Source organism: Streptomyces vietnamensis (genome assembly GCF_000830005.1).
In the GTDB taxonomy this organism is placed as follows: domain Bacteria; phylum Actinomycetota; class Actinomycetes; order Streptomycetales; family Streptomycetaceae; genus Streptomyces; species Streptomyces vietnamensis.
In genome coordinates this window covers 3,023,427-3,046,725 of record NZ_CP010407.1, presented here as the reverse complement: position 1 = coordinate 3,046,725, position 23,299 = coordinate 3,023,427, and the positions used below count along the sequence as shown (strand labels likewise).

The window sequence follows — 23,299 nt, the reverse complement described above, 5'->3', positions numbered from 1 at the left end:
TCCGCCATCCGACTACAGTGCGTGCCCGCCAGGGCATGTCGGCATCACTTTCGGTTACACGTCCCCGTGCGGATGCATGTTCACGAATCGAAAGGATTGTCGATGATGAGTCGTCGTCAGAAGGTCGGCACGCGGACCGGATCGAGGGCCGCGGCGGCCGCCCTGCTCGTCCTGGGTGGTGTGGTCGGCCTGGCCGGCCCGGTGCAGGCCGAGTCGGCCGCGAAGGTCCCGACCTGTCTGGGCAAGCCGGCCACCATCGTGATCACGACCCCGGGAGTGACCACCAACGGCACGAGCGGCGCGGACGTGATCATCGGGACCACGGGGGCGGACATCATCAACGGCCTCGGCGGCAACGACCGCGTGTGCGGCCTCGGCGGCGACGACCAGATCAGCGGCGGTCTCGGCAACGACCAGATCGACGGCGGGGCGGGCAACGACAGGCTGACCGGCGACACCCGCGAACTGTCGGGCAACGCGGAGGGCGCCGCCGGTAACGACACCCTCACCGGCGGAGACGGCAACGACGTCATGGTGGGCGACAACTGGGCCACCGGCGGCGACGCGAGCGGAGGCGGCAACGACAAGCTGTACGGCGGAGTCGGCAACGACGTCATGGTCGGCGACAGCCTCGGCAACAACGCCGCCGGCGGCGGCCGCGACCTCCTGGACGGCGGGGACGCGGACGACGACATGGTCGGCGACTCGCGCGCCACGGCCGGCGACGCGGACGGCGCGGGCGACGACACCCTGCTGGGCGGGGGCGGCTTCACCGACTTCATGATCGGTGACTCCGACGCCACCGGGAACGCCAGCGGCGACGGCGGCGACGACACCCTGAACGGCGGCCCCGACGGCGGTCTGCAGATCGGCGACCACAACATCCGTGCCGCGAGCGGCGGTTACGCGACCGGATCGGGCCGCGACCACATCATCGGCGGCACCGGCTCGGAGATCCTCGTCGGCGAGAGCTCGGTCGTCGACGCCGGCATCACGTCCGCCAGCGACGACAGGATCGAGGGCGGCGGCGGAAACGACTCGATCTTCGGCGACAACGCGGACTTCAACATCGCCGTCACGGTCGGCACGGCCGGCGGCCGCGACGACCTCTTCGGCGGCGACGGCGCCGACCGCATCCACGCGGGCCCCGGCAACGACTCCCTCGACGGCGGCGCCGGCGGCCCCGACGTCTGCGACGGCGAGACCGGCACGGACACGGCCACGGCGAGCTGCGAGACCACCCCGAACGTGCCGTAGCGACCCGACGCACGGAAACCCGGCGGCCCCCGGGGCGCGTACCGACCCGCCCCGGGGGCCTTCCCCGTGTCAGCCGCCCCCGGCGCCCTCGCCGCCCTCGGCGAACGTCCAGCCGAGCATCGCGAACACCCCTTCGTCCGCCGCGCCCGCCGACCGGTACGTGGCGAGCGCCGGTTCGTTGTCCGTGTCCACCGGCACCCACGCGCCCCGACAGCCGCGCCCCCGCGCCTCCGCCACCAGCGCCTCCGTCAGCGCCCGCCCGATCCCGCGCCGCCGGTGGGACTCGTCCACCGCCAACTCGTACAGGCACATCTCCGCGCCCTTGTCGGGGTGGAGCATCTCGATCCCGGAGACGAAGCCGGCCGGGAAGCCGTCCTCCGCGTACGCGATCAGCAGGAGATGGCCCGGCGCCGCCAGGAAGCGGGCCGCCCATTCCTCCCGGGGCGGGCCGTCGTACAGGTGCCCCGCCGCCAGCAGTTCGGCCACCGTCGTGGCCCGCCGGATCTCCATGCCGCCTCCCTGTGTCCGTACGCGTGCTGTCTGCGCGCCTGCCGTCCGCGTACCGCGCGTGCCGTCCGCGTACCGCGCCCGCTGTACGCGGACCGTACTGCGTACGACCTGAGGAGGCCGCCGATTTCCGTCCGTGGTCAACCGTGCCTCGGGGCGGCGCCACCTAGGCTCGACCCATGCGACTCCGACTTCCCCGGTGGGCCGCGGCCTGTGCCGCGCTCGCCGTCCTCGCGGGTGCCGGCACGTGGACCGCCGTCGCCCAGGACGATCCACCGCCCGTGCACCGCGCGGACCGGATGCTCGACGTCGACGGGGTACGGCTCGACACCTCGTACTTCACCGGCGCGGGCGACGGCCGGCGCCCCGCCGTGCTCCTCGGCCACGGCTTCGGCGGGTCCAAGGACGACGTCCGCGCCCAGGCCGAGGGCCTCGCCCGCGACGGGTACGCCGTCCTCACCTGGTCCGCACGCGGCTTCGGCGCCTCCACCGGCGAGATCGGCCTCAACGACCCCGACCACGAGGTCAAGGACGTCGCGAAGCTGATCGACTGGCTCGCCGCCCGCCCCGAGGTCCTCCTCGACAAGCCCGGCGACCCGCGCGTCGGCGTCACCGGCGCCTCCTACGGCGGCGCGATCTCCCTGCTCGCCGCAGGACACGACCCGCGCGTCGACGCGATCGCTCCCCAGATCACCTACTGGAACCTCGCCGACGCCCTCTTCCCGAACGGCGTCTTCAAGAAGCTCTGGGCAGGGATCTTCTTCTCGACGGGCAACACCGGCGAGCGCCCCGGCCCACCGGCCGAGGGCGACTCCTGCGGCCGGTTCACCGCCGAGCTGTGCTCCCTCTACCGGCGCGTCGCCGTCTCCGGGAAGCCTGACGCCGCCGCCCGCGCCCTCCTCGAAGCCCGCAGCCCCTCCGCCGTCGGCGCGCGCGTCAAGGTGCCCGCGCTCCTCGTCCAGGGCCAGTCCGACTCGCTCTTCACCCTCGCCCAGTCCGACGCCATGGCCCGCACCCTCACGGCCAACGGCGCCCCCGTCGCCGTCGACTGGATCGCCGGCGGCCACGACGGCGGCGACCGCGAGACCGAACGCGTCGAACACCGCATCACCACCTGGTTCGACCGCTGGCTGAAGCACGACACCTCCGTCGACACCGGCCCCGCCTTCCGCGTCAGCCGCACCGGCGGCGTCGACTCCACCGACGGGCAGGCCACCCTGCGCGCCGCGACCGCCGACCGCTACCCGGGCCTCACCTCCGGCACCACGAGCCTCGCCCTCGGCGGGCCGCCGCAGACCTTCACCAACCCGCCGGGCGCCGCACCGCCCGCCGTGTCGGCCGTCCCCGGCCTCGGCGGCGGACTCTCCGGACTCTCCTCCCTCGGCGTCGGCCTCTCCCTCGACTTCCCCGGACAGCACGCCCGGTTCGACGCGAAGCCGCAGGCCGAGGCCCTGCGGATCACCGGCACGCCGACCGTCCGCGTCAAGGTCACCTCCACCGCCGCCGACGGCTCCGCCGTCCTCTTCGCCAAGGTGTACGACGTGGGGCCCGACGGACGGCAGCAGGTGCTGCCCGCCCAGCTCGTCACCCCCGTCCGCGTCGAGGGTGCCAAGGCCGGCCGCCTCCTCACCCTGACGCTGCCCGCGATCGACCACGAGGTGGAGGCCGGGCACCGGCTGCGGCTCGTCGTCGCCGCCACCGACCTCGGCTACGCCTCCCCGGCGGTCCCCGCCGGCTACACCGTCGCCGTCGAGGGGCCGCTCACCGTCCCCACCGCGCCCGGCCTCTCCACCCAGGCCGCCGCCCTGCCCTGGTGGGTGTGGGGCCTGCCGCTCCTCGGCCTCGCCGGCGCCGCCGCCCTGCTGCTCACCGCCCGCCGCAAGGCCGCCGCCCCCGCGCCCGACCCCGAACTCGCCGCCGTGCCCCTCCAGATCACGGGTCTTTCCAAGAAGTACAAGGGCGGCGACCGGTACAGCGTCCGTGACCTGTCCTTCCGTGTCGAACAGGGCCAGGTCCTCGGCCTCCTCGGCCCGAACGGCGCGGGCAAGACCACCACCCTGCGCATGCTGATGGGCCTCATCACCCCCGACGAGGGCGAGATCCGGGTCTTCGGCCAGGCCATCAGGCCCGGTGCCCCCGTCCTCTCCCGCGTCGGCGCCTTCGTCGAGGGCGCGGGCTTCCTGCCGCACCTCTCGGGCCGGGAGAACCTCGACCTGTACTGGAAGGCCACCGGCCGCCCCGCCGAGGACGCCCACGTCGACGAGGCCCTGCGGATCGCGAACCTGGGCGGCGCCCTCGAACGCGCCGTCCGCACCTACTCGCAGGGCATGCGGCAGCGCCTCGCCCTCGCCCAGGCCATGCTCGGCCTGCCCGACCTGCTGATCCTCGACGAGCCGACCAACGGGCTCGACCCGCCGCAGATCCGCGAGATGCGCGAGGTGATGATCCGGTACGCGGCCGGCGGCCGGACCGTCATCGTCTCCAGCCACCTCCTCGCCGAGGTCGAACAGTCCTGCACCCATCTGGTCGTCATGGACCGGGGACAGCTCGTGCAGGCCGGACCGACCGCCGAGATCACCGGCTCCGGCGACACCCTGCTCGTCACCCTCCGGGGGACCGTCCCCGACGCCCTGGTCGAGAAGATCGGCACCCTGCCGGGCGTCGGCTCCGCCGCCCGCACCGACGGCGGGCTCCTGGTCCGCCTCGACGGCGCCGACCCGACCGCCCTCATCGGCGAACTCGTCCGCCTGGACGTGCCGCTGACCGGGGTCGGCCCCCACCGGCGTCTGGAAGACGCGTTCCTGACCCTGATCGGAGGCGCCGCGTGACCACCACCGCACCCGCACCCACAAGCGCCCCCGGCTACCGGCCCGGACGCACCCTGCCCCTGCGCGTCGAAGCCCTCCGCCAGTGGAAGCGCCGACGGACCCTGGTCATGGGCGGCATCCTCGTCGCCCTGCCGTTCGTCCTCATCGCCGCCTTCGCGATCGGCGGCCCCGGCGGCGGCGACCGCAACGGCCGCATCACCCTGATGGACACGGCGACGGCCTCCGGCGCCAACTTCGCCGCGACCTGCCTCTTCGTCTCGGCCGGTTTCCTCCTCGTCATTCCGGTGGCGCTGTTCTGCGGGGACACGGTCGCCTCCGAGGCGAGCTGGTCCTCCCTGCGGTATCTGCTCGCCGCACCCGTCCCGCGCTCCCGGCTCCTCGCCTCCAAACTGGCGGTCGCCCTCGGCTACAGCGCCGCCGCGATGCTCCTCCTCCCGCTCGTGGCCCTGGCGGCGGGCACGGTCGCCTACGGCTGGGGACCGCTCCAGCTGCCGACGGGCGGCTCGGTGCCCGCCGGGGACGCCCTGCTCAGGCTCGGGATCGCCGTCGCCTTCGTCTTCGCCTCCCAACTCGTCACCGCGGGACTCGCCTTCTGGCTGTCCACCCGCACCGACGCCCCGCTCGGCGCGGTCGGCGGCGCCGTCGGCCTGACCATCGTCGGCAACGTCCTGGACGCCGTCACCGCGCTCGGCGACTGGCGCGACTTCCTGCCCGCGCACTGGCAGTTCGCCTGGATCGACGCGCTCCAGCCCCAGCTGGAGTGGGGCGGCATGGTGAAGGGCACGGCGATCTCCGTGACGTACGCCCTGGTCCTCTTCGCGCTCGCCTTCCGCGGCTTCGCCCGCAAGGACATCGTCTCGTAGCAGCTCCTACAACCACCCCCTCCGAGCCGCTTCCGCGCCCGCGCGGAAGCGGCTCGTCGTGCCGAGGGCCGCCATCAGCTCGCCCACCCTGCGGCTGTACGTCCGCGCGGACATGCCGAGCCGGGCGGCCGCCGTCTCGTCCGTGACCCCTGACAGGAGGGCGTCGAGCACCGGGCGCAGCTGGGGCGGCAGATCGCGCGGCGGCGGTGGGGGCGGCGCCGCGTACGTCAGCTCCTCGGCCGCCGCCCAGCAGGCGTGATGGGCCCGGACGAGGGCCTGCACCACCACCGGGTCGCGGACGAGCAGCAGCCCGTTGTACAGCAGCTCCAGATCGAGCGGGAGCGCGGCGACCGTCCGGTCGATGACGATCATCTTGAACGGGATGGCCTCCGCGAGGCGGGCCCGGCCGGGGATCCGGAGCCCCCCTTCGAGCCGGGGCAGCGCATGCCGCGGGACGATCCGTCTGACCTCCTCGGCCCGCTCCGCCGCGGCCCGCATGCACGCTCCCGCCAGCTCCAGGAACGGCTCGGGGATCGCGCAGCCCGCGGACGCGACCGGGTCGTCGAAGGTCAGCAACTCGTGCCGGGTGGAGGCGGCCAGTCCGGCGAGTGCGGCGCTGATGCGCCGCGCGCCCCGGACCGGCCGCCCGGCGGGCCGCTGTCCCTCGGTCGCGGCCCGGTTCATCGCCGAACGGGCGAGCATCACGGAGCCCGCGCTCTCTGCCACCGCTGACCACCCCCGCCCGATCGATGTCCACTCCATGTACGCATGTGACTGCACACGGTGACAACCCCTGTTGAAAAGGATGGCGAATCCATGCCATCCCGTATCACCCGTGTCGCCGTTGCCGCATCGAGATCCATCCGCAACCCCTTCGACTGCTCCCCGCGGCCCTCTCGTTCGTCACATTCACAAGTGCCTTGTGAAGAGGGGGAGATGAGATGAGACGACACGACGAGCCGGTGGCCCGGCGCCGCAGGTCCCGTACCACGGCCGCCGTCGCGGCGCTGCTCGCCGCCGGCCTGGCCGTGGCCGGCTGCGGTGCGGGCGGAGGCGGAAGCAGTAACGACAGGAGTAGCACCCAGGGGCTCAAGGGCGGCACCGCGGCCCCCGACGGCGGGACCGCCGCGCCCCGGGAGGGCGAGCAGCGCTCCCCGGCGCCCGCCCCCGACTACCTGTCCACCTTCGCCCTGGACGTGGACACCGCCTCGTACGGCTACGCCCGCCGTGCCCTCGCCGACGGGCGGCTGCCCGACCCCGCGACCGTGCGCCCCGAGGAGTTCGTCAACAGCTTCCGCCCCGACTACCCGCGCCCGTCGGACAACGGTTTCAGCGTGACCCTCGACGGGGGCCGGGCCTGGGACCAGGCGGGGCGGGACGGCTGGTCCCTGGTCCGGGTCGGGCTCGCCACCCGGGGCGCGGACCGGAAGGCCGAACGCCCGCCCGCCGCCCTCACCTTCGTCGTCGACGTCTCCGGCTCGATGGACGAGCCGGGCCGGCTCGACCTGGTCAAGGAGTCCCTCGGGCTGCTCGCCGACCAGCTGCGCGACGACGACTCGATGGCGCTCGTCACCTTCAGCGACGAGGCCGAGACCCGGCTGCCCATGACCCGCGTCGGGGACGCTCGCGACCGGATCCACGAGGTCGTCGACGCGCTCGCGACGAGTTCCTCCACCAATGTGGAGGCGGGCGTCCGCACCGGCTACGACACCGCCGTCGAGGGCCACCGCAAGGGCGCCACCAACCGGGTGGTGCTGCTCTCCGACGCGCTCGCCAACACCGGTGACACCGAGGCCGAGTCGATCCTCGCGCGCATCGACGAGGAGCGCAGGGAGTACGGGATCACGCTCTTCGGCGTCGGCGTCGGCAGCGAGTACGGCGACGACCTCATGGAGCGGCTCGCCGACAAGGGCGACGGGCAGACCACGTACGTCTCCACCCCGGCACAGGCCCGGAAGGTCTTCGTCGACCAGCTGCCCACCCATGTCGAGCTGCGCGCCCGCGACGCCAAGGCGCAGGTCGCCTTCGACCGGCGGACCGTCGAGAAGTTCCGGCTCATCGGGTACGAGAACCGGGCGGTCGCCGACGACGACTTCCGGAACGACCGGGTGGACGGCGGCGAGATCGGGGCCGGCCACACCGTCACCGCGCTCTACGCCGTCAAGACCAGGCCCGGGGCGAGCGGTCCGGTCGCCACCGCGACGGTCCGCTGGCTCGACCCGACGACCCGGGCCCCGCACGAGCGCTCCGGCACGGTCGGGACGGCCGCGCTGACCGGCGACATCTGGGGCGACGGGCACGACAGCCTGCAACTGACCGCGATCGCCGCCTACTTCGCGGACGCCCTGCGCGGCGGCGACCTGCCGGGCGCCCCGGGGCTCGCCCGGCTCACGAACCACGCCGGGGCGATCGCCGACCGGTCGGGTTCGGCGGTGGTCGGCGAGCTGACCGACGCACTCCGGAAGGCTGCCGGGCTCCTCGGCCCCCGGGGTGAGAACCCCTCCGGGGAGGGCGAGTTGAGGTCGGGCGACCCGTACAGCTGACGCGCGCGGCGGGCAGCGGGCCAGAATGGCCGCATGGCCACCCTGCTGCTCGCCCTCGCCGTCGGAAGCACCGGGCTCTACGCCGGTTTCCTGCTGATCTTCCAGACCGGGATCATGCCCGCGCTCGCCCGTCTGACGGACCCGGAGTTCGTCACGGTGATGCGCCGGATCAACGAGTACGTGCCGAGGGCCGTGTTCCTCACGGTCTTCCTCGGCGTGATCGCCTTCCCCGCCGCCGCGTTCTTCGTCCCCCAGGACGGGCGGACGGACGCGCAGAAGTGGCTCGTCCTCGCGGGGCTGGTCTGCGCGGCCCTCAACCACCTGGTGACCATCGGCGGGAACGTCCCGCTCAACACGGCCCTCGCCGCCTCGCAGGACGAGCCCGCGGCGGCCCGGGCCGCCTTCGAGAAGCGCTGGAACGGCTTCCACCGCGTGCGTACGGCCCTGATCACCCTCGCGTTCGGACTGCTCACCGCCGCCGCCGTGCTGTAGGGACCCCGGAGAACAGTCCGCGGAGAACCCTGGGAACCGTACCTACGCGCCGGTTTCTGGCGTGAACTCGCGGTTAGAGGGGCCTTCGGCATCCGCAGGGACCCTGTGAAACCGTACCCCCGAGTCCTGAAACAGTCTTTCGGCATGCACAAGATCTACGCCACTGACGAAAACCTCACGCCCAGAAATCCTGACAAAGGGGGTGAATCACCACGATATCCGGGGGCGTCATTCCGTACCCTCCGGTTTCTTATTGACATGCCTACGGGGGTCTTTTCTAATCAAGCGAGAGTCATCCCGCGCACAGACACCGCACAGGCATGGAGGGGGCAAGGTGGACGTCCGGATCCTGGGGGGACTGTCGGTCCGTGAGAACGGGGTGTCGATCACCCCGACGGCGGCCGCGCCCCGGCAGCTGCTCGCCCTGCTCACCGCCAGCGCCGACCAGGTCGTCCCCGTGACGGTCCTGACCGAGGAGCTGTGGCCGTCCGGCGCGCCGCGCGGCGCCCGCGCCGAACTCCAGGCGCACATAGCCGAGCTGCGGAGCCTCATCGCGGGCGCCCTGCGCGACACCGACCCGGCGGAGCCGCACCCCGGCTGGTCGGACCGGCGCACCGCCGACGCGATCCTCGTCTCCCAGCCCGGCGGCTACCGGCTCGACACCGGCGGCGGCCCCAACGACGTCTGGCAGTTCGAGCGCGCGGCCGGCGCCGGCTACCGGGCCATGGAGGCCGGCGACCTGTCCCGCGCCGCACTCCGCCTCGGCGAGGCCCTCGCCCTCTGGCGCGGCGAACCCTACGCGGGCGTGGCCGCGGGCCCCCGGCTCCGCAGGGAGATCGAGCGCCTCGAAACCTCCCGGCTCAGCGTCCTCGACCAGTGGCTGGAAGCGCAGCTGGGCCTCGGCCGGCACGCCGAACTCGTCCCCGAACTCACCGGACTCGTCGCCCGCTACCGCACCAACGAGCCCCTCCACGCCCACCTCATGGTCGCCCTCCTCCGCTGCGGACAGCCCGACGAGGCCCTCGTCGTGTACGAGCGGCTGCGCGTGACCCTCAAGGGCGAGAGCGGCATGGAACCCTCGGCGCGACTCCGCCGGCTCCAGCGCTCGGTCCTCGCCGCCCGGGAGACGGCCAGCCGGCCCGCGTACGGCCTCCGCATCCCCACGCAGTACAGCCCCGCGCAGTACGGCACCACCCGGCCGGCCCCGGCCCCGTACGTCCCCGACCGGTACGGCACGGACCCGTACGGCCCCGCGCGCACCCGGCTCGTCCCGGCGGGCTCCGTCGGCTGACCGCCCGGCGGGCTCCGTCGGCCGACGACCTGACGGGACGCCAGCACTGTCACCGGGAATGAAGTGCGGCAACTCACCGTTGACCGACTCCCGAAGCCGAATTATTTTCGGCGAGCAGTGCGGGTTTCCTCCCAGGTGCCCGATTTATCGCTCAACTACGGGGGCAGGGGCCATGACGCTGGACGGCGCGGACGGAGCCGGTGGTGCCGACGCGCTGCTCACGGTCCTCGAACTGCTCGCCGGGCAGGCCACGCCCGCCCGCTTCGACACCCTCCTCGACGAGGCCCGGCGGACCGGACTCACCGGCGCGGAACTCCACCGCCTGGAGCGGGCCGTGGAACTCGCCGGCGAGGTCCACACCGCACGCGCCCGCGACGCCCGCCGCGAGGCCGGACTCGCCACCCTCGGCGACACCGCCCGCGACCTCACCCTCTCCTACGACCTCGACAGCCTGCTGCGCGTCATCACCCGCCGCGCCCGCCGGCTCCTCGACCTCGACCTCGCGTACGTGACCCTGCGCGGCCCGCACGGCGCCTGCTACGTCCACACCACCGAGGGCACCCGCACCGCGCCGGGCCCCGGCCCGCGCCTCGCCCCCGGACTCCGGATCGCCGAGGGGTACGGACTCGGCGGCGCCGTCCAGCTCCACGGCGAGCCCGTCTGGACCGCCGACTACCTCGCCGACGAGCGCTTCGCCCCCTCCGGCTCCCTCGACGCCGGCGTCCACGCCCCCGACTTCGACGAGGCCGCCGAATCCGCCCTGCGCGCCGAGGGACTCCACGCGATCGTGGCCGCCCCGCTGCGCAGCGGGGACACCGTCATCGGCGCCCTCCACGGCGCGGACCGGCGCGTCCGGCACCACACGGCCGAGGAGATCGGGCTCCTCGCCGCCCTCGCCGACCTCGCCGCACTCGCCGTCGAGAAGGCCGGCCTCCTCGACCGCACCCGCGCCGAGGTCTCCGAACTGGAACGGGACAGCGCCCGGGTACGCACCCGGCTCACCCGGATGCGGCACGTCAGCGAGGCCCACGGCCGCATCATGAACCTCGTCCTCGCCGGCGGCGACCTGTGCAACGTCGCCAAGGCGGCCGCCGACGCCCTCGACGCGACCGTGCTCGTCCGCGACCCCGGCGGCCGCACCCTCGCCACCGCCGGAGACATCCCCGGCCTCGACGAGGAGGCCGTCGCCAAGGCCTCCCTCGACGCCCACGCCCGGCGCCGCCCCGTCCTCGCCGACGACGACACCTGGGTCGCGCCGGTCATCGCGGGCTCCGAGGACCTCGGCGGCCTCGTCATCCGCGCCGCCGGCGGACTCACCGGCGAGGACGAACGCCTCCTCGAACTCGCCGCCCAGACCGTCGCCTTCCTCCTCCTGATGCGCCGCTCCACCGCCGTCGCCGAAGGACCCGTCCGCGACGAACTCCTCGACGACCTCATCGCCGACCCGCCGCACGCCCCGCAGCAGATCGCCCAGCGCGCCCGCCGCCTCGGCGTCGACCTGCGCCGGCCGCACGTCCTCGTGATCGCCCGGCCCGAGGGCGGCGAGCAGGGCCGGGCGGTGGTGTGGGCGTCCTCGTACGCGTACCGCCTCTCCGGCCTGAAGACCGTGCAGGGCGGCTGCATCGTGCTGCTGCTCCCCGGCATCGACGCCTCGGCCGCCGCCAAGGCCGTCGCCGCCGAACTGTCCCCGCTGCTCGGGCACCCCGTCTCCGTCTCCGCCGCAGGACCCGCCCAGAGCCCGGACGGCATCGGACGGATCCACCAGGAGGCCCACCGCTGCCTGGACGCGATGAGCGCGCTCGGCGGCACCGGATCCGCCGCCTCCGTGCAGGACCTGGGCTTCCTCGGGCTGCTGCTCTCCGACGACAACGACGTCGACGGCTTCGTCGAGGCGGCGATCGGACCCGTACTGGACTACGACGCCGAACGGTTCACCGACCTCACCCACACCCTGGAGGCGTACTTCGCCTCCGGCGGCAGCCCCACGAACGCGGCCGAGGCGCTCCACGTCCACCCCAACACGGTCTCCCGCCGCCTGGAACGGATCGGCGAACTCCTCGGCCCCGAATGGCAGAAGCCCGGCCAGGTCCTGGAGGTCCAGCTGGCGCTGCGCCTCCAGCGCACCCGGGAGGTCCTGACCCGCGGCCGCGCGACGACGGACCCGGGCACCCGACAGCCGGGGCCGTAGCGGTCAGCCGGGACCGTAGCCCATCAGCTGGCCGAGCGGCCCGAGTCGTCGCCCGTCAGCCGGCCGAAGGATCCGAGCCGTAGCCCGTCAGCCGGCCGAACGGTCCGAGCCGTAGCCGTCAGCTCGCCGAGCGGCCCGACGCGTAGCCCGTGTCGTACGCCGCGTCCCAGCCGCCGGCCATGACCGTCGCCGCGTGGGCCGCCGAGGCCAGCGTGATGTGACGGTGCCAGCCGCGGAACGAACGGCCCACGAAGTCCCGCAGCCCCGCCCCCTCGCCGACCTCCGCGAAGTCCCGCTCCACCCGGCGGCCGAGCTTCGTGATCCGCACCAGCGAACCCACCGGGGAGTTCGTCAGATCGCTGATCCACACCCGGGCCGGCGCCCGGCGCGGGTCGTCCCACTCGCCCAGCAGCACCAGCGGACGCATCCGCTCCCCGCCCGGCGTCGGCAGCGCGACCCGCACGGCCGTCGCGAGCGAGGTCCGCGAGGTCCGCGCCCCCGCCACCGTGTCCACCCAGCTCACCGGCCTGCGCAGCCCCTTGAGCGACTCCAGGATCTGCACCGCCGACAGCGGCCCCGCCCCGAAGCCCGGCAGCGAACGGTCGGCGATCGCGAGCCGCGAACCCGGGTTGATCCGCGCCACCACCGGCACGCCCGCCCCCGCGAGCCGCGTCAGGGCCGCCCGCCCCGCCCCGCCCCGGATGTCGAGCAGCACCGGCTTGCGGGTCACGTCGGACCAGCGGGCGGTGTCGAGCGCCGCCGCGACCGCGCACTCCTCCAGGGTCTCCTCGCCGGCCTCCTGCGGAACCTCCGCGCGGTCGCGCCGCGTCCGGTCGTTCACCCAGGGATCCGGCAGGAAGAGACGCCAGTTGACCGGCACGCTCAGCTCGTCGCTCGCGAACCACACCCCGAACGCCTGCTGCCCGTGGAAGACCTGCCCGCGCTCCGGGTCGAACCGCCGGTCCACCCCCACCGAGTGCTCCCCGGCCTTCGGGATCGGCATCGGCCGCACCACCCACGCCTGCGGGCAGGTGTTCCGCTCCAGGTACCGGGCGAGCGCCGCCCGCATCGGCTGCCAGTCCCAGGTGGAACTGGACACGAAGTGGTGCAGGCTCTGCTCGGCCGCGGGACCGCCGATCTGCGCGGCGATGTTGCGGATCGACTTGCGGCCCTGCGCCGTCAGCAGACCGTGCAGGTACTGCTCGGCCTTCAGCCGCTGGTCGCGGCGCGGGAAGCCGGAGAACAGCGCGGCACACAGCTCGGCGTAGACGTCCCCGCGCGAATCGGCCGCGCCGCCGGAGGACCTGACGACGCCCAGGGACACGGCCGGGGCGACGGCCCCGGCGATCCTGCGCTTGGTTGCGACGGATGTACTCACGACACTCCTGCCCGAAGGTTGCGCAGCTCCCTCCCGCTGCTCCACCACCCTCGCCCGCCCCCGCCCGCCGGGACGAGGTGTACCCGGCACCCGAAATGCATCCCGGATGGTGGCCGGACCACCTCCCCCTCCGTCCGAGCAGGTCAGAGCCCCCGTCGCAGCCCCTCGCAGCCTCGCCACAGCCCTGTCACGGACCCCCGTCATGGGCGTACGGAATACCCCGGGACACCCGGGGGGACCACCCCGGCGATACCCCGCGGGGGGATCTGACAGACTCGCCGGCCCCGCTTTGACCCCTCGCACGGCGTGGCCGGACCATCGCAGAGCGAGGCTGCACGGACCGGCCCCCGGTTAATGCCCCAGGCCGGGGGCCGTGTCTGTGCGCCTCGCCTTGCTCGTAACCTTGGGCCCATGGGGCTGCGCAAGGATCTGCCGGTCGTCGCGGTGGTCGCCGCCGGCGGCGCCCTCGGCGCGGCCGCACGCTACGGCGCCTCCCTCGTCCGGCCCACCCCGGACGGCGCCTTCCCCTGGACGGTCCTCACGGTCAACGCGGTCGGCTGCGCGGTGCTCGGCACCCTCATGGTCCTCCTCACCGAGACCACGACCGCCCCGCACCCGCTGCTCCGGCCCTTCCTCGGCACCGGCTTCTGCGGCGGGTTCACCACCTTCTCCACGTACAGCCTCGACACCCAGCGGCTGTTGAGCGCGGGCGACCCGACACGGGCACTGCTCTATCTCGGCGGGACCCTGCTCGCCGCCCTCGCCGCCGTCTGGGCGGGCGTCACCGCCGCCCGGGCGGTCGTACGGGCCCGGGGGAGGCACGCGTGAACTGGCTGCTCGTCGTGGCGGGCGCCGTCGTCGGCGCGCCCCTGCGCTACCTCACCGACCGCGCGGTCCAGGCGCGCCACGACTCGGTCTTCCCCTGGGGCACCTTCACCGTCAACGTCGTCGGATCCTTCGTCCTCGGACTCCTGACCGGCGTCACCTCGGCACAGGCGCACCTGCTGCTCGGCACGGGCCTGTGCGGGGCGCTGACGACGTACTCCACCTTCTCGTACGAGACGTTCCGGCTGTACGAGAACGGGGCGAAGGGCTACGCGGCCCTGAACGTGGCCGGGAGCCTGGCCGCCGGACTCGGAGCCGTATGGCTGGGAGTGGAGACGGCGGCCGGGCTCCGCTGATCCCTACGCGGTGATCCAGTCGCTGGTCGCGATCACCGGCTGGACGCCCTGACGGTGGACGGTGCCCTCGATCAGGCCGTACATCCGGTCGGCCGCGAAGTACACCTCGTTGTCGTTCTTCAGCCCGAACGGCTCCAGGTCCACCAGGAAGTGGTGCTTGTTCGGCAGGTTCAGCCGGACCTCGTTGACCGTGGAGACGTGGTCCAGGACCCGGTCCGCCATCGCGTGCAGGGTCTGCTGCAGCGAGTAGCTGTACGTCTCCGCGAACGCCTCCAGCATGTGGCGCCGCACCTTCGCGTACGAGGCGTCCCAGTCGTGCTCCGGGTTCGCCGCCGCCGAGGCCGAGTTCGCCCAGCGGGCGGTGACCTTGGTGGCCAGGATGCGGTCGTACGCCTCCTGGAGCGTCGTGTACTCGTCCTTGATGAAGCCGTGGAACTCGGAGTTGGTCGAGTTCATGACCGTCAGGTCCTTGAGGCCCGACAGGACCTGGAGGCCGGTGGTCTCCGAGTACGTGATCTGCGCGGTACGGACCTCCTGACCCTTGCGGGCGAAGGAGTGCTGCTCCTTGCGGCTCGGCACCGAGATCCGCTCCCAGGCGAACTCCTCGACCCGGATCTGCGCCTCGTGGATCACGGCCTGGGAACTCACGAAGTGCTTCGCCAGGAGGATGCCGAAGGCCTCGGGGGAGTCGACGCCGTGCTCCTTGGCGAAGGCGTAGATCGTGTTCTTGGTGGTGTCCGTCGGCAGGCAGTTGCCGTTGTCGCCGGTCAGATGGACGTCGCGGTACTCACCGCGCAGCGCCACCGACACGTTCAGGTCGCGGATCTCGTGCCACGCGCCGTCGTTGCCCTTGCGGGTGACCGTGACGATGCGGTTCTCGGCCTTGCCGTACTGGTTCTGGGCGAGGACGTGCTTGCTCATGTGCTGCTCAGCTCCTGCGGGTACGTGGATACGGATATCCCGTACGCCCGGCGTCCAGCGTCCTCCGTCGTCCAGGAGGTGCGCTCCCCGCCGTCCGGCCCGTGAACGGCGGACCGCCCCGGGACTGACGAGCATCCCGGTCCGTAGGTGTCGGCTCGAAGATATGTGCACTTCTGGCCACTGGCAATGGGGAGGGCCTCGCGCAGAGGAAGCGCAGAGGAAGCGTAGGGAAAGCGTCAAGACGGGCATTCGTGGCGTTAGGGGCACGTCAACGGAGGCGGCGAGCGAACGGACAAGAGGTTTCCTCGTCTCGTCCGAGAATCCGTTCTTCCTTCTTCCTGCATCCGGGAGCTCACGATGGCCGACGTGGCCTTCGTCGTCACCACGATCGCGGTCTTCGCGCTGGTGGCCTTCATCGCCAAGGGGGTGGCCAAACTGTGACTGCCGAGAACATCGTCGGTCTGCTCGTCGCGGCCGCTCTCCTGGGCTATCTCGTCCTCGCCCTCGTCAAGCCGGAGAGGTTCTGAGTCCAGAGATGAGTCCGGTTCTTGCTGGAGTCCTCCAGCTTCTGGCGTTGATCGTCGCCCTGGGCCTTTCGTACCGGCCCCTCGGTGACTACATGGCGAAGGTGTACTCCTCGGAGAAGCACTACCGGCCCGAGAAGTGGATCTACAAGGCGATCGGTGCGAACCCGAACGTCGAGATGCGCTGGCCCGCCTACCTGCGGGGCGTCCTCGCCTTCTCCGCCGTGAGCGTCCTCTTCCTCTACCTGCTGCAGCGGGTGCAGGGCTCGCTGCCCGGCTCGCTGGGCTTCGTGTCGATCGACCCGGACCAGGCCTTCAACACGGCCGCGTCGTTCGTGGCGAACACCAACTGGCAGTCGTACTACGGCGAGCAGGCCATGGGCCACGTCGTGCAGACCGGCGGCCTGGCGGTGCAGAACTTCGTGTCGGCGGCGGTGGGGATCGCCGTGGCGGTCGCGCTGGTTCGTGGCTTCGCCCGCTCCCGCACGGGTGACCTGGGCAACTTCTGGGCCGACCTGGTCCGGGGTGTCGTCCGGATCCTGCTGCCGATCTCCGTGATCGGCGCCCTCGTCCTGGTGGCCTGCGGCGCGATCCAGAACTTCTCCGGGATCCACGAGGTCGGGCAGTTCGCGGGCGGCTCGCAGCAGTGGAACGGCGGTGCGGTGGCCTCGCAGGAGGTCATCAAGGAGCTGGGCACGAACGGCGGCGGCTACTTCAACGCCAACTCCGCCCACCCCTTCGAGAACCCCAACGGCCTGTCGAACCTCTTCGAGATCTACCTGATCCTCGTCATCCCGTTCGCGCTGACGCGGACTTTCGGCCGGATGGTCGGCTCGATCCGGCAGGGGTACGCGATCCTCGCCACCATGGCCACCATCTGGGTGGGGTTCACCGCCCTGATGATGTGGACCGAGTTCGCCCACCACGGACCGGCCTTCGACCTCGCGGGCGGGGCGATGGAGGGCAAGGAGACCCGGTTCGGCATCGGCGGTTCGTCGATCTTCGCCGTGGCGACCACGCTGACGTCGACGGGCGCGGTGAACTCCTTCCACTCCTCGTACACCGGTTTCGGCGGCGGGATCACGATGCTGGGCATGCAGCTGGGCGAGATCGCGCCCGGCGGTGTCGGATCGGGCCTGTACGGCATGCTGATCATGGCGATCATCGCGGTGTTCATCGCCGGTCTGATGGTCGGCCGCACCCCGGAGTACCTGGGCAAGAAGATCGGCACGCGGGAGATCAAGTTCGCCGCGCTGTACATCCTCATCACCCCGGCGCTGGTGCTCTGCTTCACCGCGCTGGCGATGGCCCTGCCGACGCCGGCGGACTCGATGACCAACTCCGGCGCGCACGGGTTCTCCGAGATCCTCTACGCCTACACGTCCGGCGCGAACAACAACGGCTCCGCCTTCGCGGGCCTGAACGCCGACACACAGTGGTTCAACACCACGATCGGCATCGTGATGCTGCTCGGCCGGTTCCTGCCGATGGTGTTCGTCCTCGCCCTGGCGGGTTCGCTGGCCGAGCAGACGCCCGTGCCGGAGACGGCGGGCACGCTGCGGACGGAGAAGCCGCTGTTCACCGGCCTTCTCGTCGGCACGATCGTGATCGTCACCGGTCTCACCTACTTCCCGGCCCTCGCCCTTGGCCCGCTCGCCGAAGGACTCGCAGCATGAGCACCCTCACTCCCACCCGGCCCCCGCAGTCAGGGGCGCCCACCGGACGGCCGGCCGAGACCGGACGCGTCGGCAGCGGCCTGTTCGACCCGAAGCAGCTGGTCAAGTCCTTCCCGGACGCGGTCCGGAAGCTCGACCCCCGGATGATGGTCAAGTCGCCCGTCATGTTCGTGGTGCTGGTCGGCTCGGTCGTCACCACCGTCCTTTCGGTCATGAACCCGGGGGACTGGTTCGGCTGGGCGATCACCGCCTGGCTGTGGCTGACCACGATCTTCGCCAACCTCGCCGAGGCCGTGGCCGAGGGCCGGGGCAAGGCCCAGGCCGACACCCTGCGCAAGGCCAAGACCGACACCGTCGCCCGCCGCCTGACGAAGACGGGCGAGGAGCAGGTCCCCGGCACCGCACTGACGATCGGCGACCTGGTGGTCTGCGAGGCCGGTGACGTCATCCCCGGCGACGGCGACGTCGTCGAGGGCGTGGCGTCGGTGGACGAGTCCGCGATCACCGGCGAGTCTGCCCCGGTGATCCGGGAGTCGGGCGGTGACCGGTGCGCGGTCACCGGCGGCACGAAGGTGCTGTCCGACCGCGTCGTCATCAAGATCACCACGAAGCCCGGTGAGACGTTCATCGACCGGATGATCAACCTGGTCGAGGGCGCGGCCCGGCAGAAGACCCCGAACGAGATCGCCCTCAACATCCTGCTCGCCTCGCTGACCATCGTCTTCCTGCTGGCGGTCGTGACGCTGAAGCCGTTCGCGATCTACGCGGGCGCCGACCGGCAGACCTCGATGATCGTCCTGACCGCGCTGCTGGTCTGCCTGATCCCGACCACGATCGGCGCGCTGCTCTCCGCGATCGGCATCGCTGGTATGGACCGCCTCGTGCAGCGCAACGTGCTCGCCATGTCCGGGCGCGCGGTCGAGGCCGCCGGTGACGTCTCCACGCTGCTGCTCGACAAGACCGGCACCATCACCCTGGGCAACCGGCAGGCCTCGGAGTTCGTCCCGGTCGCCGGGACGACGGCCGCCGAACTGGCCGATGCCGCCCAGCTGTCCTCGCTCGCCGACGAGACCCCCGAGGGCCGCTCGATCGTCGTCCTCGCCAAGGAGAAGTACGGGCTGCGCGAGCGCCACCAGGGCGAACTCGCCCACGCCGCATGGATCGAGTTCACCGCCCAGACCCGGATGTCGGGCGTGGACGTGGACGGGCGCAAGGTCCGCAAGGGTGCGACCGGTTCGGTCGTGGCATGGGTGGAGGAACGCGGTGGCCAGGTCGCCCAGGACGTCCAGCAGCTCACCGACGCCATTGCGCAGGCTGGTGGCACGCCGCTGCTTGTGGCTGTGGAGGATGCGGACGGGGCCCGGGTCCTCGGTGTCATCCACCTCAAGGACGTCGTCAAGGAGGGCATGCGGGAGCGGTTCGACGAGCTGCGCCGGATGGGCATCAAGACGGTCATGATCACGGGTGACAACCCGCTGACCGCGAAGGCCATCGCCGAGGAGGCCGGGGTCGACGACTTCCTCGCCGAGGCCACCCCCGAGGACAAGATGGCCCTCATCAAACGGGAGCAGGCCGGCGGCAAGCTGGTCGCGATGACCGGCGACGGCACCAACGACGCCCCCGCCCTCGCGCAGGCCGACGTCGGGGTCGCGATGAACACGGGCACGTCGGCCGCGAAGGAGGCCGGCAACATGGTCGACCTCGACTCCAACCCGACCAAGCTCATCGAGATCGTCGAGATCGGCAAGCAACTCCTCATCACCCGGGGTGCGTTGACGACCTTCTCGATCGCCAACGACGTGGCGAAGTACTTCGCGATCATCCCCGCGATGTTCGCCGTCGCCTACCCGAGCCTGGACAGGCTCAACATCATGGGCCTGGCCTCGCCCCAGTCCGCGATCCTGTCCGCCGTCATCTTCAACGCGCTGATCATCGTGGCCCTGGTCCCGCTCGCCCTCAAGGGCGTGCGCTACCGCCCCTCCAGCGCCGACTCGATGCTGCGGCGCAACCTGGGCATCTACGGCCTGGGCGGCCTGGTCGCCCCGTTCATCGGCATCAAGATCATCGACCTCCTCCTCTCCCTCATCCCCGGAATCGGCTGAACACGATGAACAACTCCGTAGGAAACGCAGGACGGTTGCTCTGGGCCGGACTCCGCGCCCTCCTCGTCCTCACCGTGATCACCGGCGTGCTCTACCCGCTCGCCGTCACCGGGATCGCCCAGGTCGCCTTCCCCGGCAAGGCCAACGGCTCCGAGACCAAGGACGCGAGCGGCAGGGTCGTCGGCTCCGAACTCATCGGCCAGACGTACCTGGCCGGCGGTAAGCCCGACCTCCGCTGGTTCCAGCCGCGCCCGTCCAACGGCCTCGGCACGAACAGCGTCAACACCCAGTACAAGCTGATCCTCTCCGGCGCCACCAACCGCTCCGGCGACAACGCCGACCTGATCAAGTGGGTCAAGGACGCCAAGGCGGCCGTCGTCGAGGACAACTCCACCGCCGACTACCAGGTCAAGCCCTCCGACGTCCCCGCCGACGCCGTCACCTCCTCCGGTTCCGGCCTGGACCCGCACATCTCCCCGGAGTACGCGAAGCTCCAGGTCCACCGCGTCGCCGAGAAGAACCACCTCACCGTCGCCCAGGTCGACAGGCTCGTCGCCGCCCACACCGACGACCGGATCCTCGGCTTCATCGGCGAACCCCGCGTCAACGTCCTCGAACTCAACGTCGCACTGCGCGAAATGGCCGGGCGTCAGTAGGGCAGCACTCGCGTCTCGACCGCCGGGAGGCCCTTGGTCCACCAGTGGTCGTACCGCCCGTACAGCCGTGGATCGCGGTCGGTGAGCAGCGTCCCCAGGGACGCCGCCTCGGCCGCGAGTCCGTCCCAGTCCCCGGCCGTCAGCGGGTGGAAGGCCGAGGCCTCGATCCCGCTGTCGACCGGCCGCCAGACCCCGGCCACGTACCCGTCGACGAGGAGCGTCGGGAGCGTGTCGCCGTTCACGCGGATGACGTGCTTGCGGTACTCCGGCGGTATGACCCGGCTGCGGTCCGCGTACGCGAGGAGGACGCTGTCCCACATCGCCATCAGCCGGGGCGGCGCCGGGACGTCCTCGCCGGGCAGGGCCGCCCCCGGTACGTCGTACAGCACGGTCCCGCCGGGCCCTTCCCGTTGCTCCAGCTCACCCTCCAGGGCCTTCACCGCCTCCCGTACCAGGCCTCGCGGGGCCGTCGTGAACTGCGCCATGTCCGGTACGGACGCGGGCCCGAAGCCCTCCAGGTAGCGCCGGAGCAGGGCGGCCAGGCCGGCGGCGGAGGCCTCCGGGTCGCGGAGCACCGGCAGTTCGCTCGCCGTGACGAAGGCCTGCGCGGTCCCGAACGACCACGGCGGTCCCGTCGGCGCGTGCCACAGCGGCGCGTACTGCCGCACCATCCGCCAGACCACGTTCTCCACCGGCCCGCCCCGGCCGGCTTCGAGGCGCTCCTTCATCTCGGCCCCGGTCCGCACGCTCCCGGCGTACGCCAGGAGGTCGGGGAGCAGCGCGTCGGCGTCGGCGGCCGTGAATCCGGCCTTCGTGAAACGGGGGTCGTGCAGTCGGGAACCGCGCAGCGTCGGCTCCATGCCCTCCCGGAAGGCCCGGTAGTCCTCGGCGTGCACGAGGTGCAGCGTGAGCCGCATCAGCGTCGACCTGACCAACTCGAAGCCGCTCACGGCCCCGTCGAGGTGCTTCGGGTCGAAGTCCGCGACCCGGTTCCACAGCGCCACGTAGGGCGAGCCGGGATGCTGCGCCTGGAGGCCCACCACTCGCCGTACCGCTTCCGTGACGCCGAGCGGCGCCCGCTCCAGGAGCAACTGCCGGTGGAGGGTGGAGCGGTTGAGGGCGCGGGGGGTGAGGGGGGTGAGGGCCATGGCGTGATTCTCCCTCCCGGGCCCCTCGGGCACGCAACGTAGGGTCGTGGCCATGGGGAACGCGTTGTCGCACGTACCGACCCGCCCGCGAGACCACGTCGGGCAGCCGCAGAAGCCGCAGTCGCAGTCGCAGTCGCAGTCGCAGGCGGAGGGCGGGGCGGGCGTCGGCCGGTGGGGTGCGGACGACCGGTTCCGGGGCGTCGCCCTCACCGCCCTCTGCCTCCTCGTCTGCGCCGGCCTCGGGCTGCAGTCCTGGACGGCCCTGCGGGCCACCGGCTTCGACCTCGGCATCTTCGACCAGGCCGTGCGGGCGTACGCGCACTTCGAGCTGCCCAGGTCGCCGATCAAGAACGTCCACCACGAGTTCCCGCCCGGCTTCTCGCTCCTCGGCGACCACTTCACCCCCGCGCTCGCCCTCCTCGCGCCGCTCTACTGGCTGTGGGACGACCCGCGGACGCTGATCCTCGCGCAGGCCGCGCTGTTCGCGGCGGGCGTGCCGGTGGTCCGCCGCATCGCCCGGCACGTCTTCGCGGGCGCGGAGCCGCGCGTCGTACGCCGGGCCGCCGACCTCGGCGGGCTCGTGTACGCGCTCGGCTGGCCGCTCCTCAACTCCTCCTACAACGGCTTCCACGAGGTCGCCTTCGCGGTGCCGTTCACCCTCCTCATGCTGGAGCGGGGGCTTGCGCACCGCTACGGCGCCGCCGCCTTCTGGGCGGCCCTCCTGTGCACGGCCAAGGAGGACATGGGGCTGGTCGTCGGCGCGTACGGCCTCGTCCTCGCGGTCCGCGCCCACCGCGCAGGCCGTCGCACGGGCCGCGCCACGGGGATCGTGCTCGCCCTGGCGGGACCGCTGGTGTCCGCCGTCGTGATCGGCCGGCTCATCCCGGCGATGGGCGGACCCGAGGGCTACTACTGGTCGTACGGGAGCCTCGGCACCGACCCGGGGGACGCCCTGGCCCATGTCCTCACCGCCCCCTGGGTCCTGCTCCAGGCCGCCGTCACGCCCTTCGTCAAGGTCGCCATGCTCGCCTGGATCCTGGGCTCCCTCGCCCTCCTCCCGCTCGGCTCCCCGACCTTCCTGCTCGCCGTCCCCCTCCTCGCGGAACGCGTCCTCTCCGACAACCCCAACCACTGGCCGGTGATCAACCACTACGACGCCTTCCTGTGGCCGATCCTGCTCACGGCGGCCCTGGAGACGCTGGCGAGGCTGCACGCGCGCCGTCGTGGAATCCGTCCCTGGGCGGTCGCCGCGCTCGCCCTCTCCTCCGCGGCGGCCGTCGCCCTCGGCCTGAACCTCCTCGTCCGCCCCGACTTCTGGCGGCCCTCCCCGGACAAACGCCCCCTCGCCACGGCGGCCGCACTCATCCCGGACGGCGCCACCGTGGAGGCCGACAACACCATCGCGCCCCGTCTGACCGCCCGTACGGACGTGGTCATCGCCGACGGCACCCCGCGCGGCGCCGACTGGTTCCTCCTCCGGACGAACGACCGGACCTTCCCCTTCGCCTCCACCGACGAACAGCGCCGGCGGGTCGAACTCCTCCTCGCCCACGGCTACACACAGGTCTGGCAGCGGAACGGCACGGTCCTCCTCCACCGCACCGACCCCGCCACCCCGATCCCCGGCATGCACCGCCCGGGCCCGGACAGCACCCCGATCCGGGAGGCCGTCCCGAAGGACGTGGGCGCGAACCTGCTTCTGCGGTAGGCCCCTTCCCGCCCCGTCCGGTTCACCGGGGCCACG

The 23,299-nt window shown here is 72.4% G+C and carries 19 protein-coding genes; 14 read left to right on the top strand and 5 right to left on the bottom strand.

Going from position 1 to position 23,299, the window contains the following annotated elements:
• Window positions 1-102 precede the first annotated feature (102 nt).
• Window positions 103-1,257 carry a calcium-binding protein gene (locus tag SVTN_RS13515; protein ID WP_052499099.1) on the top strand — a complete coding sequence of 385 codons (1,155 nt, stop codon included), beginning with the start codon at window positions 103-105 and terminating at the stop codon, window positions 1,255-1,257.
• Window positions 1,258-1,326: 69 nt separating this feature from the next.
• On the opposite strand, the gene SVTN_RS13510 is transcribed toward SVTN_RS13515, so the two are convergent.
• Complete coding sequence (locus tag SVTN_RS13510) at window positions 1,327-1,767, bottom strand: GNAT family N-acetyltransferase (RefSeq protein WP_041129314.1); 441 nt, start codon at window positions 1,765-1,767, stop codon at window positions 1,327-1,329.
• A 176-nt stretch (window positions 1,768-1,943) separates the two neighbouring features.
• Here SVTN_RS13510 and SVTN_RS13505 point away from each other — a divergent pair, with 176 nt between their 5' ends.
• Window positions 1,944-4,592, top strand: coding sequence for a CocE/NonD family hydrolase (locus tag SVTN_RS13505; protein ID WP_041129313.1), 2,649 nt, complete (start codon window positions 1,944-1,946; stop codon window positions 4,590-4,592).
• Window positions 4,589-5,455 (top strand): ABC transporter permease, encoded by an 867-nt coding sequence (locus SVTN_RS13500; RefSeq protein WP_041129312.1) that lies wholly within the window; start codon window positions 4,589-4,591, stop codon window positions 5,453-5,455. The genes SVTN_RS13505 and SVTN_RS13500 overlap by 4 nt, the downstream gene beginning before the upstream one ends.
• A 6-nt stretch (window positions 5,456-5,461) precedes the next feature.
• On the opposite strand, the gene SVTN_RS13495 is transcribed toward SVTN_RS13500, so the two are convergent.
• Window positions 5,462-6,181, bottom strand: coding sequence for a helix-turn-helix domain-containing protein (locus tag SVTN_RS13495; RefSeq protein ID WP_041129311.1), 720 nt, complete (start codon window positions 6,179-6,181; stop codon window positions 5,462-5,464).
• Window positions 6,182-6,396: 215 nt separating this feature from the next.
• Between SVTN_RS13495 and SVTN_RS13490 the strand changes: the two genes are divergently transcribed.
• From SVTN_RS13490 to SVTN_RS13475, 4 genes are all read left to right on the top strand, one after another.
• The gene (locus tag SVTN_RS13490) at window positions 6,397-7,998 is read left to right on the top strand and encodes a vWA domain-containing protein (protein WP_041129310.1); all 1,602 of its coding nucleotides are present in this window, start codon (window positions 6,397-6,399) and stop codon (window positions 7,996-7,998) included.
• Between the two features lie 33 nt (window positions 7,999-8,031).
• Window positions 8,032-8,490 carry an anthrone oxygenase family protein gene (locus SVTN_RS13485; RefSeq protein ID WP_041129309.1) on the top strand — a complete coding sequence of 153 codons (459 nt, stop codon included), beginning with the start codon at window positions 8,032-8,034 and terminating at the stop codon, window positions 8,488-8,490.
• Between the two features lie 334 nt (window positions 8,491-8,824).
• Window positions 8,825-9,781 carry an AfsR/SARP family transcriptional regulator gene (locus SVTN_RS13480; RefSeq protein ID WP_078908335.1) on the top strand — a complete coding sequence of 319 codons (957 nt, stop codon included), beginning with the start codon at window positions 8,825-8,827 and terminating at the stop codon, window positions 9,779-9,781.
• Window positions 9,782-9,953: 172 nt separating this feature from the next.
• Window positions 9,954-11,969: a helix-turn-helix domain-containing protein gene (locus SVTN_RS13475; protein WP_052499098.1), complete on the top strand. Its 2,016-nt coding sequence runs from the start codon at window positions 9,954-9,956 to the stop codon at window positions 11,967-11,969.
• A gap of 118 nt (window positions 11,970-12,087) precedes the next feature.
• Here SVTN_RS13475 and SVTN_RS13470 read toward each other — a convergent pair whose 3' ends face one another.
• Complete coding sequence (locus SVTN_RS13470) at window positions 12,088-13,347, bottom strand: IS701 family transposase (protein WP_041129308.1); 1,260 nt, start codon at window positions 13,345-13,347, stop codon at window positions 12,088-12,090.
• A 411-nt stretch (window positions 13,348-13,758) separates the two neighbouring features.
• On the opposite strand from SVTN_RS13470, the gene crcB (SVTN_RS13465) reads away from it, so the two are divergent.
• Both crcB (SVTN_RS13465) and crcB (SVTN_RS13460) read left to right on the top strand, forming a co-directional pair.
• Window positions 13,759-14,175 carry a fluoride efflux transporter CrcB gene (crcB, locus tag SVTN_RS13465; protein WP_041129307.1) on the top strand — a complete coding sequence of 139 codons (417 nt, stop codon included), beginning with the start codon at window positions 13,759-13,761 and terminating at the stop codon, window positions 14,173-14,175.
• Entirely contained in the window at window positions 14,172-14,528 is a 357-nt protein-coding gene (crcB, locus tag SVTN_RS13460) for a fluoride efflux transporter CrcB (RefSeq protein ID WP_041129306.1), read from the top strand. Before crcB (SVTN_RS13465) ends, crcB (SVTN_RS13460) begins: the two co-directional genes overlap by 4 nt.
• 3 nt (window positions 14,529-14,531) lie before the next feature.
• Here the strand turns inward: crcB (SVTN_RS13460) and pucL are convergent, their stop codons facing one another.
• Window positions 14,532-15,449, bottom strand: a complete 918-nt coding sequence (pucL, locus tag SVTN_RS13455) for a factor-independent urate hydroxylase (RefSeq protein WP_041129305.1) — start codon at window positions 15,447-15,449, stop codon at window positions 14,532-14,534.
• A 437-nt stretch (window positions 15,450-15,886) separates the two neighbouring features.
• Here pucL and kdpF point away from each other — a divergent pair, with 437 nt between their 5' ends.
• From kdpF to SVTN_RS13435, 4 genes are read left to right on the top strand one after another with little or no spacing between them, the layout of a single operon-like run.
• Window positions 15,887-15,976 carry a K(+)-transporting ATPase subunit F gene (gene kdpF / locus SVTN_RS41440; protein WP_037673713.1) on the top strand — a complete coding sequence of 30 codons (90 nt, stop codon included), beginning with the start codon at window positions 15,887-15,889 and terminating at the stop codon, window positions 15,974-15,976.
• 8 nt (window positions 15,977-15,984) lie between these two features.
• Entirely contained in the window at window positions 15,985-17,649 is a 1,665-nt protein-coding gene (gene kdpA / locus SVTN_RS13445; protein ID WP_041129304.1) for a potassium-transporting ATPase subunit KdpA, read from the top strand.
• A complete protein-coding gene (gene kdpB, locus SVTN_RS13440; RefSeq protein ID WP_041129303.1) occupies window positions 17,646-19,751 on the top strand; it encodes a potassium-transporting ATPase subunit KdpB in 2,106 nt (701 codons plus the stop codon). Before kdpA ends, kdpB begins: the two co-directional genes overlap by 4 nt.
• Window positions 19,752-19,756: 5 nt before the next feature.
• On the top strand, window positions 19,757-20,407 hold the full coding sequence (locus SVTN_RS13435) for a potassium-transporting ATPase subunit C (RefSeq protein WP_041129302.1): 651 nt from the start codon (window positions 19,757-19,759) through the stop codon (window positions 20,405-20,407).
• On the opposite strand, the gene SVTN_RS13430 is transcribed toward SVTN_RS13435, so the two are convergent.
• Complete coding sequence (locus SVTN_RS13430; protein ID WP_041129301.1) at window positions 20,401-21,555, bottom strand: winged helix DNA-binding domain-containing protein; 1,155 nt, start codon at window positions 21,553-21,555, stop codon at window positions 20,401-20,403. The genes SVTN_RS13435 and SVTN_RS13430 overlap by 7 nt on opposite strands.
• 52 nt (window positions 21,556-21,607) lie before the next feature.
• On the opposite strand from SVTN_RS13430, the gene SVTN_RS13425 reads away from it, so the two are divergent.
• Window positions 21,608-23,263, top strand: a complete 1,656-nt coding sequence (locus SVTN_RS13425; RefSeq protein ID WP_078908334.1) for a DUF2079 domain-containing protein — start codon at window positions 21,608-21,610, stop codon at window positions 23,261-23,263.
• The last annotated feature ends 36 nt before the right edge of the window (window positions 23,264-23,299 follow it).